General features: G+C 66.8%; 13 protein-coding genes. 5 read left to right on the forward strand and 8 right to left on the reverse strand.

The window, feature by feature from the left end:
- The first annotated feature begins 58 nt into the window (after window positions 1-58).
- From N4S67_RS06470 to N4S67_RS06490, 5 genes are read left to right on the forward strand one after another with little or no spacing between them, the layout of a single operon-like run.
- Entirely contained in the window at window positions 59-1,036 is a 978-nt protein-coding gene (locus tag N4S67_RS06470) for an alpha/beta hydrolase (protein WP_260992149.1), read from the forward strand.
- Window positions 1,037-1,041: 5 nt separating this feature from the next.
- Entirely contained in the window at window positions 1,042-1,872 is an 831-nt protein-coding gene (locus N4S67_RS06475; protein WP_260992150.1) for an SDR family NAD(P)-dependent oxidoreductase, read from the forward strand.
- A 37-nt stretch (window positions 1,873-1,909) separates the two neighbouring features.
- Window positions 1,910-2,830, forward strand: a complete 921-nt coding sequence (locus tag N4S67_RS06480) for a ferritin-like domain-containing protein (RefSeq protein ID WP_260992151.1) — start codon at window positions 1,910-1,912, stop codon at window positions 2,828-2,830.
- Window positions 2,831-2,832: 2 nt separating this feature from the next.
- Window positions 2,833-4,344, forward strand: a complete 1,512-nt coding sequence (locus N4S67_RS06485; protein WP_390893259.1) for a flavin-containing monooxygenase — start codon at window positions 2,833-2,835, stop codon at window positions 4,342-4,344.
- Between the two features lies 1 nt (window position 4,345).
- The gene (locus N4S67_RS06490; protein ID WP_260992152.1) at window positions 4,346-5,245 is read left to right on the forward strand and encodes a MerR family transcriptional regulator; all 900 of its coding nucleotides are present in this window, start codon (window positions 4,346-4,348) and stop codon (window positions 5,243-5,245) included.
- Here the strand turns inward: N4S67_RS06490 and guaA are convergent, their stop codons facing one another.
- The 8 genes from guaA to guaB form a co-directional block, all read right to left on the reverse strand.
- Window positions 5,246-6,805 carry a glutamine-hydrolyzing GMP synthase gene (guaA, locus tag N4S67_RS06495; RefSeq protein WP_260992153.1) on the reverse strand — a complete coding sequence of 520 codons (1,560 nt, stop codon included), beginning with the start codon at window positions 6,803-6,805 and terminating at the stop codon, window positions 5,246-5,248.
- Between the two features lie 28 nt (window positions 6,806-6,833).
- Entirely contained in the window at window positions 6,834-7,244 is a 411-nt protein-coding gene (locus tag N4S67_RS06500; protein WP_260992154.1) for a DUF2752 domain-containing protein, read from the reverse strand.
- Between the two features lie 2 nt (window positions 7,245-7,246).
- The gene (locus N4S67_RS06505) at window positions 7,247-7,594 is read right to left on the reverse strand and encodes a CD225/dispanin family protein (RefSeq protein ID WP_260992155.1); all 348 of its coding nucleotides are present in this window, start codon (window positions 7,592-7,594) and stop codon (window positions 7,247-7,249) included.
- A 164-nt stretch (window positions 7,595-7,758) separates the two neighbouring features.
- A complete protein-coding gene (locus N4S67_RS06510) occupies window positions 7,759-8,745 on the reverse strand; it encodes an NAD-dependent epimerase/dehydratase family protein (RefSeq protein WP_260992156.1) in 987 nt (328 codons plus the stop codon).
- Between the two features lie 31 nt (window positions 8,746-8,776).
- Complete coding sequence (gene phoU / locus N4S67_RS06515; RefSeq protein WP_260992157.1) at window positions 8,777-9,436, reverse strand: phosphate signaling complex protein PhoU; 660 nt, start codon at window positions 9,434-9,436, stop codon at window positions 8,777-8,779.
- A gap of 70 nt (window positions 9,437-9,506) precedes the next feature.
- Window positions 9,507-11,243, reverse strand: a complete 1,737-nt coding sequence (locus N4S67_RS06520; RefSeq protein WP_260992158.1) for a GMC family oxidoreductase — start codon at window positions 11,241-11,243, stop codon at window positions 9,507-9,509.
- A 76-nt stretch (window positions 11,244-11,319) separates the two neighbouring features.
- Window positions 11,320-12,456 carry a GuaB3 family IMP dehydrogenase-related protein gene (locus tag N4S67_RS06525; RefSeq protein WP_260993029.1) on the reverse strand — a complete coding sequence of 379 codons (1,137 nt, stop codon included), beginning with the start codon at window positions 12,454-12,456 and terminating at the stop codon, window positions 11,320-11,322.
- An 18-nt stretch (window positions 12,457-12,474) separates the two neighbouring features.
- A complete protein-coding gene (guaB, locus tag N4S67_RS06530; RefSeq protein ID WP_260992159.1) occupies window positions 12,475-14,016 on the reverse strand; it encodes an IMP dehydrogenase in 1,542 nt (513 codons plus the stop codon).
- Between the last annotated feature and the right edge of the window lie 32 nt (window positions 14,017-14,048).

A 14,048-nucleotide genomic window follows, 5' to 3' on the forward strand; every position in this document is an offset into this window, starting at 1 on the left:
CTGCCAATGAGCGATGTTGACATTGACAAATGTCAACATTTGAGGTTGTGTTCTCGCCATGCTCAATGCCGAGCGCGGTTCGCTTCGATCCCGTAGCGCCGCGACGATCAGCGGCCTGACTCTGCGACAGATTGCCTCCGTACTTCCGCCGGAGCAGCCATGGGGACTGTGGCTGTCCCGTCAGATCATCGCCCGCATCATGGACACCTTCGGCCCGTCGCTCGCGGGCACTCGGGTCGACCGGATCGACGTCACGACGTCCGCTGGTCGGCGCGTGGTCGGTGAATGGGTCTACGGCGCAGGAGTACGGCGGCCGCCCACCGATGGCGCCGTCTATTTCATCCACGGCAGCGGTTTCGCGCTCTGCTCGCCACGGACCCACCGTCGGCTCACCTCGTGGTTGTCCCGACTGACCGGGCTCCCGGTGTTCAGCGTGGACTACCGGTTGGCACCGCGCCACCGATTCCCCACTGCCGCAGATGATGTGCGGGCCGGCTGGCATTGGTTGACCGATGACCTCCGCGTGGCGCCGGAGAAGACCGTGATCGCAGGCGACTCCGCGGGCGGGCATCTCGCCGTCGACCTTCTCCTGCAGCCCGACGTGGCCCACCCGGCAGGAGCTGTGCTGCTCTCTCCAGTCAAAGATCTGACGTTCGAGCTCGCCAAGCAACGGGAACAGCTCCGCCGGGATCCGGCCATCCGATCTCGCGACGCGGCTCGTCTCCTCGGGTTGTACTGCGCCGGAGTCGAACCCGTTCATCCGCGACTCAGACACGATGTCGCGGGCGGGCGGGCGCTGCCACCCACTCTCATCCACGCCGGTGGAGCCGAGATGCTCGCCGCAGACGCCATCGCACTCGCGCAGGACATTCGGACCGCAGGCGCACCATGTGAGCTGAAGATCTGGCCCGATCAGGTGCACGTCTTCCAGGCCCTGCCGCGGCTGGCTCCGGAGGCGGCGCCCGCCATGCGCGAGATCGCGGCCTTCATCGCCGAAGCACTGCGGGTCGACGCCGTCGGCCAGGCAGCGGGCTGACCGGCATGGGAGTGTTCGGGTCTTCTGTCAAACGCAGCCGCAACGCCGCAGCGGTGATCACCGGAGCGGGCAGCGGGATCGGCGCCGCATTCGCCACCGAGCTCGCCGAGCGCGACGGACGGGTGGTGTGCAGCGACATCGACGAAATCTCGGCTCGCGCAACAGCTGACGCCATCAACGCCGTCGGCGGTGAAGCGGTCGCGGTTCGCTGCGACGTCACGCGGCTCGACGATGTCCACGTGCTGGCCGAGGAGGCACAGTCCTGGTTCGGCGGGCCACCCACACTGGTGATCAACAACGCCGGAGTCGGCGCGGGCGGACTACCCATCGGTGAGTCGAGTCTCGACGACTGGCAGTGGGTGCTGGACGTCAACCTGTGGGGTCCGATCCATGGCTGCCAGGTGTTCACACCGGTTCTGCGCCAGGCAGGTCACGGCGGCATCATCAACGTCGCATCGGCCGCCGCATTCGGTGCGGCACCCGGGATGGCCGCCTACAACGTCAGCAAAGCAGGGGTGCTGTCGCTGTCGGAGACACTGGCCGCCGAACTGAGCGGCACCGGGGTGAACGTGACGGTTCTCTGCCCGACATTCGTCAAGACCAACATCGTCTCCTCAGGCCGGATCTCGGACAAGTCAACGCAACTGGCCGACATGCTGATGCGCTGGACCGGATTCTCCCCGCAACGCGTCGCCCGGATGTGTTTGGACACCCTGGACCGAGGCGCCCTCTACTGCATGCCGCAACCCGATGCCCGGATCGGCTGGGGCATCAAGCGTTTCACCCCGACGGTGTACACCCGCGCCGTCGGACTTACCACACGCATCACCGGATGAGCCGAATGCGACTTCCGTCCCCCACCAGGAGGCACCAATGACGATCGACATGGACACGATGCTCGCGAAGATCAAGGACCGCCAGTGGGCGCTGGCCGACATCGACTGGGATGCACCCGGTGCCGAGCTGATCACCGACGAGCAACGCCCGAAGCTGAAGGCCTTCATGGCTGACCTGTGCTGGATCGAGAACATCGGAGCACGCGGCTTCGCAGCACTGGCCAAGAAGGCGCCGACACCGACCATCGCCGAGATCTACCGCTACTTCCACGCCGAGGAGCAGCGCCACGCCAACGCCGAACTGGCGCTGATGAAGCGGTGGGGCATGCTCGACGGTGATGAGATGCCCGAGCCCAACGTCAACATCAGGCTCGCGATCGACTGGCTCGACAAGTACGCCGACGGTATGTCGCTGTCGATACTGGGCACCGTCATCCCGATGCTGGAGGTGGCCCTCGACGGCGCGCTTCTGAAATTCCTTCTCGACGAGGTCGACGATCCCGTCTGCCACCAGGTGTTCGAGAAGATCAACAATGACGAATCCCGGCACATCGTGGTCGATTTCGCCGTGTTGGACATGATCGGCCACGCTAAGGCCCGCAAGCTGGCCGTCGAATTCGTCGGCAACATCGCCTCTCCCGGGCTGATCCTCGGCGCCATCATGTACGCCCCGCTGCTCAACCGCATCCGCAACGAGATCGTCGGCATGGGAATGGAACCCGAGCGTTTGTACGACGCGGTCAAACGCTTCCGCCAGCTCGGCGAACGCGGTGAGCAGACATGGCGGGTGCCGACGTACCAGGTGCTCAAGCGGCATGCGAGCGTCGTCGTGAAACCCCGGCACCCCTACCACCTGCTGGCCAATTCGATGGTGTGGGCATCGGACCGCTATCCGAAGGCACTGCTGCGGCCCATCCCGTCGTGGTTCAAGGAACTCACCCACGAGCCGGCGGCCTGACCATGCCTAACCACACCTACGACACGCTCATCGTCGGCGCGGGCTTCACCGGCATCGGCGCGGCGATCAAGCTGGCCGAAGCAGGCGTCGACGACTTCGTCATCCTCGATCGCAGCGACCGCATCGGCGGAACCTGGCGCGACAACACATATCCCGGCGCGGCCTGCGATATCCCGTCGCTGCTGTACTCGTTCTCGTTCGTCAAGAACCCGACATGGTCACGCGCGTACTCTCCCGCGGGCGAGATTCGCCAGCACATCGAGGACATGGCGGACGCATTCGACGTGCGGCGCCGCATCCGGTTCGGCGTCGAGGTCAACGGCCTGGAGTTCGGCGAGGCCGACGGGGTGTGGATAGTGAAGACCACTGGCAGCAAGCGTTTCCGCGCGAAAACCGTCGTCTTGGCGTCCGGGCCACTCCCGGACCACAAGTGGCCTGACATCCGCGGTCTCGAGACCTATGAGGGCCACAAGATCCACAGTGCGCGTTGGGATCACGGCTACGATTTCGCCGGCAAGCGCGTCGCGGTCATCGGCACCGGTGCCAGCGCCGTGCAGATCATTCCCGAACTGGTCAAGCACGCCGAATTCGTCAAGGTCTTCCAGCGCACGCCAGGCTGGGTGACTCCGCGTCTCGACGTGGCCATGCCGGCTACCGCTCAGACGTTATTCACCAAAGTTCCTGCGGTGCAACAACTCGCCCGTCAGATTCTGTTCTGGGGTCATGAGGCCAGCGCCACCGCTCTGGTTTGGGACTCGCCGCTGACCGGGCTGGTCGCGCGGCTGGGCAAAGCACATCTACGCAGGCAGGTCAAAGACCCGTGGATGCGCAGGCAGCTCACGCCCGACTTCACGCCGGGCTGCAAGCGGATGCTGGTCTCCAGCGACTACTATCCGGCGCTGCAGCAGGACAATTGCAAGCTCATCGACTGGCCGATCGCCACGATGAGTCCGGTCGGCATCCGAACCAGCGACGGCGTCGAACACCACCTCGACGCTGTCGTGTTCGCCACCGGCTACGACGTGCACCTGACCGGACCGCCCTATCCGATCACCGGCATCGGCGGCCGATCGCTTGCAGACGAATGGGCAGACGGGGCCCGGGCGTACAAGAGCATCCAGGCCAGCGGCTACCCCAACCTGTTCTTCATGACCGGGCCGAACTCGGGTCCCGGGCACAACTCGCTGCTGGTCTACGTCGAAGGCCAGATCGACTACGCCGTGCGCGCGATCACCACGGTCCTCGACGAGAACCTGCGCTATCTCGACGTCCGCGAAGAGGTTCAGCAGCGCTACAACGAGCGCATCCAGAAGCGCTTGACCAAGACCACATGGATGACCGGCTGCAACAGTTGGTACCTGACGAAGGACGGATTCAACGCCTCGATGTTCCCCGGCTTCGCGACGCAGTATCTTCGACAGATGCGGGACTTCCGATTCGGCGACTATCAGGCGATCGCGCGCGACACCCCGCAATCGAAGCGCCGCTCACGCGCGGTCACGACCTCGGCGTGACATGACAGCGCGACAGCCGCGTCCAGAAGCGGGACCGGTCTCGGCCATCCTCAACGGGCTTCGGCGCGCACCGAGGCGCGTGCGGCGGGGGTCCCGAGATGTCATCGAGTCGGCCGTGTCGCAGCTGTTCAACGCCGCCGTCCAGCCCCATGACGTGGAGCAGTCGGGCGAATACCGCATCGAGGAGCTGGCCCGCCTGGCCGGCACCACCACCCGCAACATTCGGGTGTACCGCGATCGTGATCTCCTGCATCCGCCCCTGCGGGTCGGCCGGATCGCCCTGTTCAACGACACCCACCTGACCCGGCTGCGGCTGATCACGTCGCTGCTCGACCGCGGCTACAACATCTCCCACGTCCACGAGATGCTGTCGGCCTGGGAGCAGGGCAAGGGCGTGGGTGACATGCTCGGTCTCGAATCGGCGATCGCGGGCAGTTGGGCGACCGAGAAGCCCGAACGCATGAGCGTCGCGGATGCGAAGCGTCTGATCGACGATGACCCCGGCTTCGAGCGGATGGTCGGACTGGGGGTCATCCGCCTCGAGGACGGCGAGGCGATCGTCGTGCGGCCCAAGCTCGTCGAGGCGTTCAACGAGATCCGCCAGTACGGCGTGGCCACCGGCAAGCTCATCGACCTGCATGAGCAGATCGCGCCCCTGGTCGATCAGATCAGCGGGATGCTGGTGCAGGCGGGGGTCGAGGAGGTGCTGCACCGCATCAATCCGGGTGCGGCGCTGCCGCCGGACACCGAGGTGGCCGAATTGATCACCATGCTCGTGCGGTTCCGCACTCAGGCCGTGTCCGCGGTATCGGCCACGCTGGCATTCTCGATCGAATCGACCATCGAGTCGGTCGTCGGTGAGATCCTCGGGGACTTCATCGACAAAGAGCCAGACGCCTGACTACTCCCACTCGATGGTGCCGGGGGGCTTGCTGGTGACGTCCAGCACGACCCGGTTCACCTCGGGCACTTCGTTGGTGATGCGCGTGGAGATCCGTTCGAGCACCTCGTAGGGCACCCGCGTCCAGTCGGCGGTCATGGCATCCTCGCTGGACACCGGCCGCAGCACGATCGGATGGCCGTAGGTCCGGCCGTCGCCCTGCACGCCCACCGAGCGGACGTCGGCGAGCAGCACCACCGGGCACTGCCAGATCTGGTTGTCCAGCCCGGCGGCGGTCAGTTCCTCGCGGGCGATCGCGTCGGCGCGCCGCAGCGTGTCCAACCGCTGCGCCGTGACTTCGCCGACGATGCGGATACCAAGGCCAGGGCCCGGGAACGGCTGGCGCGCGACGATCTCCTCGGGCAAGCCGAGCTCGCGGCCCACCGCCCGAACCTCGTCCTTGAACAGCAGCCGAAGCGGCTCAACGAGTTTGAACTTCAAGTCGCCGGGCAGGCCGCCGACATTGTGGTGGCTCTTGATGTTGGCGGTGCCCGAACCGCCGCCGGACTCGACGACGTCGGGATACAGCGTGCCCTGAACCAGGAATTCGATCTCGGAGTCCGCCGCGCCCAGCGTGTCTCGCACGGCGCCCTCGAAGGCCCGGATGAACTCGCGGCCGATGATCTTGCGTTTGCCCTCGGGGTTGGTGACCCCCGACAGCGCCTCGAGGAACCGGTCGGCGACGTCGACGGTCACCAGGTTCGCGCCGGTGGCGGCGACGAAGTCGCGCTGCACCTGCCCCCGCTCGCCCGCGCGCAGCAGCCCGTGGTCGACGAACACACACGTCAGCCGGTCCCCGATCGCGCGCTGCACGAGCGCGGCGGCCACCGCCGAATCCACCCCACCGGAGAGGCCGCAGATCGCACGCCCGTCACCGATCTGCTCGCGCACCTGCTCGACCAGCGCGTCGGCGATGTTCGCCGGGGTCCACGTGGAGTCGATCCCGGCGAACTCGTGCAGGAACCGGCTGAGCACCTGCTGACCGTGCGGGGTGTGCATGACCTCGGGGTGATACTGCACACCCGCGAGCAGGCGCCCGCGATCCTCGAACGCGGCGACGGGCGCACCGGAACTGGTGGCCACCACTTCGAACCCGTCGGGAGCCGCCGTGACGGCGTCGCCGTGGCTCATCCACACCGGCTGGATCGTCGGTAGATCCGAATGAAGTTGTCCCCCGGTCACATTGAGCTCGGTGCGGCCGTACTCGCTGGTGCCGGTCTTGGCCACCGTCCCGCCGAGCGACTGAGCCATCGCCTGGAATCCATAGCAGATCCCGAACACCGGCACCCCGAGATCGAAAACCGCGGGATCGAGCCGCGGCGCCCCGTCGGTGTAGACGCTGGCCGGTCCGCCCGACAGCACGATGGCCTGCGGATCGCGGGCCTTGATCTCTTCGACGCTCGCGGTGTGGGGGATGACCTCGGAAAACACCCGCGCCTCGCGGACCCGTCGCGCGATCAGCTGCGCATACTGCGCACCGAAGTCGACCACCAGCACGGGCCGGGGAGAAGCTGAATTCACCCGATCAGTCTAGTTGGCGCGGCGCAGGTCAGACGTGCAAGGCGACGAAGGGCTCAAACCCCAAGTTGCGCACGACAAACCACGCCAGCGTCAGCACCAGCGCCACCGGCGCCGACCATCGCAGATGCTGCCAGCTGCGCACCTGCGTGCCCGTCGATCTGCCGTAGGTCCATGCACCGAACGACCAGACCAGCAACAGCACCGCGACCAGGCCCAGCGCGTTGTACCGGGCGGCCGCTGCCACGTCCAGATGCAGCAGCGAGTAGATCATCCGCAGGCTGCCACAGCCGGGGCAGGCGATCCCCAGAAGCGTCTGGGTGGGGCACACCGGCAGGATGCCACCGGGCACTGTCGGGTTGGCGAGCCATACGACCGCGCAACCGCCCGCCGCGACTGCGGCGACTCCCATCGGAGCGGCGAGCCGGTGCGCGACGTGCATCACTAGTACGACGACATGGACAAGCCACCGGCGACCGCGATGATGGCGTAGATGATGCCGACGACGACACCGGCCACCGCGCCCCAGATGGCGTATTTCTTGGCGTTGTCGGCGGCCGCTTGAGCCTCGGCGTATTGACCCGCGGTCCACAGGCCCGACACCTTGGCGGCATAGACGATGGACACGATGCCCAGCGGCAGACAGCACAGAACGGCGCACAGGATGCCCCACACCAGGTTGCTGTCCGGCTGCTGTGTCGGGTAACTGCCTTGCGGCGCACCGTATCCCGGCGGCGGAGGCGGCGGGCCCGGTGGCGGAGGAGTTCCAGGAGGCGGTGGCTGATACGTCATCGGGTCCCATTTTCTCTTGTAGCGACGGCAAGCCCGCTCAATATAGAGCACCGGTTTGCTGAACGCGTGACATTGCGGTCAACGCCGCCACAACAATCGAGAAGGCACTCCTGGCTGATTCCCATTGCCCAGATGAAGGTCTCGTGGTCGAAGGTCAAGCCAACTCAGGCAGTCCCCGGGGCTGCGTGTTCGACGAAGAACCGGGCGGCCTGACGAATCGAGTCCTCCACTGGTTCGGGTTTCCAGCCGAGCTCACGTTCGGCCTTGCTGTGATCGAGCGGCGACATCAGTTCGGCCATCTTGACTCCCGCGACGGCGAACGGCAGGTCACGACGCAGCAAGCGCGCCGCGGCATCGTTGGCGTGCGCGGCGGCGTACAGAAGGCGCAACGGCAGCTTGATGCGCGGCGCCCGCACCCCGGCAGCCTTGGCAGCGATCTCGTGCACCTCGCGGGTGCTCATGTATTTGTCCGAGATGATGTAGCGCTCACCGACCGTCCCGCGCTCGGCGGCGAGAAGCATTGCCCCCGCGGCGTCCTCGATGCCGACAACCTCAGAGGAGAAGTCCAGATAAAAGGGGAAACCACCAGTCGCAACCCTCGCTATCAACCCGCCGTGCGGGGTCGGCTGCCAGTCTCCGGGACCATAGGTCGTCGAGATGCACAGGGCCACAGCGGGTAAGCCCTTGTCGCGGACGTAGTCCATCACGAGATTTTCTGCGGCCACGCGCGATTCGATGTAGGCACCACCTTCGTTCCAGTTGTGCGGGTCGTCCTCGGTGACGGGTCGGGTGTCGCTGATCGCGAGTGTGCCTGTGGTGCTGGTGAACACGAATCGCTTCAGGCTGGCGGCCGCCGCGGCGTCGAGCACATGCCGTAGCCCGTCGACGTTGGTGCGGAACAGTGCGGCCGGATCCCGCAACCACATCCGGGCGTCGACCACGCAGTAGTACACGACGTCGCAATCTGCCATCGCGCGCCGCAGCGCTTCGTCGTCGAACAGGTCGCCGTAGTGGCGTTCGACGTCGAGGCCGTCGATGCCCCGCGTGGAACTGGTACGGCGCAGTAGAACGCGTACGTCGTCGCCGCGCTCGACGAGTTGCCGGGTCACATGTGAACCCAGGAAGCCGCTCGCCCCCATGACCAGTTTCATGGGTCAGACGATAACGGCACAGATGGCGCGACTAAGCCATCTGTTTGGTCAGTGGTAGCCCTCCGGTCGCCTCGAACACCACTCGCCTGCCGATTTCGACCGCGTGGTCGGCGAACCGTTCGTAATAGCGGCCGAGCAGCGCGACGTCGACGGCCGAACAGACCCCGTCCTGCCACTTGTGGTCGATCAGCAGCGTGAACAGGTGCCGGTGTTCGGCGTCCACCGCGTCGTCCTCGTCGCGCAGTCGTCCGGCCTTGTCAGGATCGCGGGACTGCAGCACCTCACGTGCAGTCCGGGCCAGTGCGACGGCCCGCGAACCCATCTCGGCGAAGCTCGCCCGGACGTCGCCGGGCAGGGCGCAGTCGGGATGCCGCAGCCGCGAGATGCTCGCGACGTGCACGGCGAGCGCGCTCATCCGGTCGATGTCGGCGCCGATGTGAATCGAGCCGACGACCATTCGCAGGTCGCTGGCCACCGGCTGTTGCAGGGCCAGAAGTCGCAGCGCGATCTCCTCGACGCGCCTGCTGAGGTCGGTCACGTGCTCGTGGTCGGCAATCACCTGCTCGGCGAGCGTCAGGTCGGCCTCGAGTAGCGCCTGGGTGGCGCGTTCCATCGACGTTGCGGCCAGGCCGCACATCTCCGCCAGATGGTCTCCCAGCCCGGCCAATTGTTCGTAATACGCGGTCCGCATCGTTGCGAGCCTCCTTACCCCCGGGCCCCTACGGCCAAGCTGACCGAAAGTACCCGAAATTGACGCCGATCTAACCTGCCGAACTGACCGGCTCGATCGGCAGCCGTCGCAACGCCGCGGGCGCGTCAGCCGGTACGACGGGGTTCTTCGGCTGAATCGGCGCGATCCGCTTGTACGGCTGCCCCTGGGCCGGGCGTTCGTCGGCTTGTCCCTCGTTGGGCCACAGCGACGCCGCCCGCTCGGCCTGTGCGGTGATCGACAGCGACGGGTTGACGCCGAGGTTCGCAGAGATCGCCGCGCCGTCGTGTACCGAAAGCGTGGGATACCCGTAGACCCGGTGATACGGGTCGATGACGCCGTGCTCGGGGCTGTCGCCGATCGCCGCCCCGCCGAGGAAGTGCGCGGTGAGCGGGATGTTGAACAGTTCGCCCCAGGTGCCGCCCGCAACGCCGTCGATCTTCTTGGCGATGCGCCGAGTGACCTCGTTGCCGACCGGGATCCACGACGGGTTCGGCGCGCCGTGGCCCTGCTTGCTCAGGTAGCGGTGGACGCCGAAGCGATTGCGCTTGGTGTAGGTCGTGATCGAGTTGTCCAGGTGCTGCATCACCAGGGCGATCATCGTGCGTTCACTCCATCGGCGGGCGTTGAGCAAGCGCATCGTCCCGCGCGGGTCCGCGGCCGCCTGCCGCATCAGCTGCCTCCACCGCGGCACGTCGGAACCCTCGGGCCCGTCGCCATCGGTCATCAACGTCTGCAACAACCCCATCGCGTTGGAGCCCTTGCCGTAGCGCACCGGTTCGACATGGGTGTCCGAGGTCGGATGAATGGACGACGTGATCGCGACGCCGTGGGTCAGGTTGAGATCCGGTGTGACCTTGAATCGTCCTGCGCCGACGATGGATTCGGAGTTCGTTCGGGTCAGCATTCCCAGCTTGGCCGAGAGCTTCGGCAGCTTGCCCTTGTCACGCATGCTGAACAGCAGGCGTTGCGTGCCGTAGGTGCCCGCGGCGAGAACGACGTGCGACGCGGTCAGGGTCCGACGGTTGCGGCGCACCCACCGCCCGGTCCGCATCGTGCTGACCTCCCACAGCCCGTCGGAGCGCTGCTCGAAATCGGTCACGGTGGTCATCGGAAGCACTTCGGCGCCGGCCTTTTCGGCCAGGTAAAGGTAGTTCTTCACCAACGTGTTCTTGGCGTTGTGGCGGCAGCCGGTCATGCACTCGCCGACCTCGATGCACCCGGTGCGCGCCGGACCGGCGCCACCGAAGTACGGGTCGGGAACCGTTTCGCCCGGCGCCTTCTTTCCGTTGGGCCCGAAGAACACTCCGACAGGTGTCGCCACGAACGTGTCACCGACGCCCATCTCCTCCGCCACCTCCTTCATGACGCGGTCGGCGTCGGTGAAGGTCGGGTTCTTGACGACGCCCAGCATCCGCTTCGCCTGGTCGTAGTGCGGCATCAGCTCGTCGCGCCAGTCGGTGATGTGCGACCACTGCGGATCGCCGAAGAACGGCTCCGGCGGCACGTACAGCGTGTTGGCGTAGTTCAGGGACCCGCCGCCCACTCCGGCGCCCGCCAGGATCATCACGTTGCGCAGCAGATGGATCCGCTGGATGCCGTACATCCCGAGCTTCGGCATCCACAAGAACTTGCGCAGGTTCCACGAGGTCTTGGCGAAATCCTCGTCGTTGAACCGCCGACCCGCCTCGAGCACCCCGACGCGGTAGCCCTTTTCGGTGAGCCGCAGGGCGGTGACACTGCCCCCGAACCCCGAGCCGATGATCAGCACGTCATAGTCAGGCTTCATCGCCCCAGTATGAACTTACCGAGTGGTAACTTGCGAGAAAGGGTCGACTAAGAAGCGCGAGCAGACGGAAGAAGGGCTAGCTCCCTACCGTCAGGCCGACCTTCTGGAACTCCTTGAGATCGCAATATCCGGCCTTGGCCATCGACCGGCGCAGGCCGCCGACCAGGTTCAACGAGCCGAACGGGTCGTCGGAGGGGCCGTTGAGGACCTGCTCCAGCGGCGGCCGTTCACCCATCGCCACCTGCAGCAGGGCCCCGCGCGGCAGCGACGGGTGGGCCGCCGCAGCCGGCCAGAACCAGCCGTCGCCCAGCGCCTCGGCGGCGGTGGCCAGTGGTGTGCCGAGCACCACGGCGTCGGCGCCGCAGGCGATCGCCTTGGCCAAGTCGCCGGAGGTGTGCATGTCGCCGTCGGCCAGCACGTGGACGTAGCGCCCGCCGGTCTCGTCGAGGTACTCGCGGCGCGCGGCCGCAGCGTCGGCGATCGCAGTCGCCATCGGCACGCTGATGCCCAGCACCTCATCGCTGGTGGTCACGTCCGAAGTCGAGCCGTAACCGACGATGACGCCCGCGGCGCCGGTGCGCATCAGGTGCAGCGCCGTGCGGTGGTCGAGCACCCCGCCCGCGACGACCGGCACGTCGAGTTCGGAGATGAAGGTCTTCAGGTTCAAGGGTTCGCCGACGCCATGGTCCTCGGCGACGCGTTCGGCCGAGATGATCGTGCCCTGGATGACCAGCAGATCGATGCCCGCGGTCACCAGCACCGGGGTCAGCGCCCGCGCGTTCTGCGGGCTGACGCGCACGGCCGTCGTCACCCCGGCCTCCCGGATCCGCGACACCGCCGCGCCCAGCAGCTCGGGGTCGATCGGGGCGGCATGCAGTTGCTGCAGCAGCCGGATCGCGGCGGCGGGCTCGGGTTCCTTCTCGGCCGCCTCGATGACCTGGACGATCTTGGCCTCGACGTCGGCGTGCCTACCGATCAGGCCCTCGCCGTTGAGGACGCCGAGCCCACCCAGCCGACCCAACTCGATTGCGAATGACGGCGACACCAGTGCATCGGTGGGATGCGCCAGCACGGGGATCTCGAAGCGGTAGGCGTCGAGCTGCCATGCCGTCGAGACGTCCTGCGAGGAGCGGGTGCGTCGCGACGGCACGATGTTGATGTCGTCGAGTTCGTAGGTTCGCCGGGCGGTGCGGCCCATGCCGATTTCGACCATGTCGCGCATCGGGTTCCCCTAACGGGCGTAGTAGTTGGGAGCCTCGACGGTCATGGCGACGTCGTGCGGATGGCTCTCCTTCAGGCCCGCGGCGGTGATCTGCACGAACTGCGCCTGCTGCAACTGCTCGATGGTGGCCGCTCCCGTGTAACCCATCGCAGCGCGCAATCCGCCGGTGAGCTGGTGAATGACCGTCGACAGCGGGCCGCGGAACGGCACCCGGCCCTCGATGCCTTCCGGCACCAGCTTGTCCTCGCTCAACACGTCGTCCTGGAAGTACCGGTCCTTGGAGAAGCTCTTCTGCGCGCCGCGGTTCTGCATCGCCCCCAGCGAACCCATCCCTCGGTAGCTCTTGAACTGCTTGCCGTTGACGAAGATGAGGTCACCGGGCGACTCGGCCGTGCCCGCGAGAAGCGAACCCAGCATGGCGGTCGAGGCGCCTGCCGCCAGCGCCTTGGCGATGTCGCCGGAGTACTGCAGTCCGCCGTCGGCGATCACCGGCACGCCTGCGGGTGCGCACGCCGCGACCGCCTCGAGGATCGCGGTGATCTGCGGGGCGCCCACACCGGCGACGACGCGCGTCGTGCAGATGGAACCGGGGCCGACGCCGACCTTCACCGCGTCGGCGCCTGCGTCGACGAGCGCCGCAGCAGCCGCGCGGGTGGCCACGTTGCCGCCGACCACTTCGACGCGGTCTCCGACGACGGTCTTGAGCCGGTGCACCATGTCGAGCACGAGCCGGTTGTGCGCGTGCGCGGTGTCCACGATCACGACGTCGACGCCGGCGTCGACCAGCGTCATGGCCCGCGTCCAGGCGTCGTCGCCGACGCCGACCGCGGCGCCCACCAGCAGTCGGCCGTCGCTGTCCTTGGTCGACAGCGGGAACTGTTCGGTTTTGACGAAGTCTTTGACGGTGATCAGCCCGGTCAGCTTGCCGTGCCCGTCCACGATCGGCAGCTTCTCAATCTTGTTGCGCCGCAACAGACCTAGTGCCGCCTCGGCCGAGACTCCCTCCTGCGCGGTAATCAGCGGTGCCTTCGTCATCACCTCTGATACCGGCTTGGACTGGTCGACCTCGAACCGCATGTCGCGGTTGGTGATGATGCCGACGAGTTCGCCGGTGTCGTCGACGACGGGCAGCCCCGAGATCCGGAAGCGGGCGCACATCGCGTCGACTTCGGCCAGCGTGTTGTGCGGCGAGCACGTCACGGGATCGGTGACCATGCCCGCCTCGGAGCGCTTGACCGTCTCGACCTGGCCGGCCTGCTCGGCCACCGGCAGATTGCGGTGCAGCACACCCATGCCGCCCGCGCGCGCCATGGCAATGGCCATCCGGGCTTCGGTCACGGTGTCCATCGCCGAACTCACCAGCGGCACCTTCAGCCGGATCTTCCTGGTCAGCTGGCTGGAGGTGTCTGCGGTGGCGGGTACGACGTCCGATGCGGCAGGCAGCAGCAGGACATCGTCGAACGTGAGGCCGAGCATCGCGATCTTCGTCGGATCGTCGCCACCGGTCGGCACCGGTAAGGCGAGGGGGATGCTGCTTTCGGCGATCGACATGGGTGGGGCCTCCAGTGACACATACAGCCAGG

This window comes from Mycobacterium deserti, from assembly GCF_025345615.1.
Taxonomy (GTDB): domain Bacteria; phylum Actinomycetota; class Actinomycetes; order Mycobacteriales; family Mycobacteriaceae; genus Mycobacterium; species Mycobacterium deserti.

Coding starts and splice junctions, on each gene's coding strand:
- N4S67_RS06470 (WP_260992149.1), top strand. CDS start 59: ATGCTCAATGCCGAGCGCGGTTCGCTTCGATCCCGTAGCGCCGCGACG.
- phoU (WP_260992157.1), bottom strand. CDS start 9,436: ATGCGGACCGCGTATTACGAACAATTGGCCGGGCTGGGAGACCATCTG.
- N4S67_RS06480 (WP_260992151.1), top strand. CDS start 1,910: ATGACGATCGACATGGACACGATGCTCGCGAAGATCAAGGACCGCCAG.
- N4S67_RS06490 (WP_260992152.1), top strand. CDS start 4,346: ATGACAGCGCGACAGCCGCGTCCAGAAGCGGGACCGGTCTCGGCCATC.
- N4S67_RS06485 (WP_390893259.1), top strand. CDS start 2,833: ATGCCTAACCACACCTACGACACGCTCATCGTCGGCGCGGGCTTCACC.
- N4S67_RS06525 (WP_260993029.1), bottom strand. CDS start 12,456: ATGGTCGAAATCGGCATGGGCCGCACCGCCCGGCGAACCTACGAACTC.
- guaB (WP_260992159.1), bottom strand. CDS start 14,016: ATGTCGATCGCCGAAAGCAGCATCCCCCTCGCCTTACCGGTGCCGACC.
- N4S67_RS06505 (WP_260992155.1), bottom strand. CDS start 7,594: ATGACGTATCAGCCACCGCCTCCTGGAACTCCTCCGCCACCGGGCCCG.
- N4S67_RS06500 (WP_260992154.1), bottom strand. CDS start 7,244: ATGCACGTCGCGCACCGGCTCGCCGCTCCGATGGGAGTCGCCGCAGTC.
- N4S67_RS06510 (WP_260992156.1), bottom strand. CDS start 8,745: ATGAAACTGGTCATGGGGGCGAGCGGCTTCCTGGGTTCACATGTGACC.
- N4S67_RS06475 (WP_260992150.1), top strand. CDS start 1,042: ATGGGAGTGTTCGGGTCTTCTGTCAAACGCAGCCGCAACGCCGCAGCG.
- N4S67_RS06520 (WP_260992158.1), bottom strand. CDS start 11,243: ATGAAGCCTGACTATGACGTGCTGATCATCGGCTCGGGGTTCGGGGGC.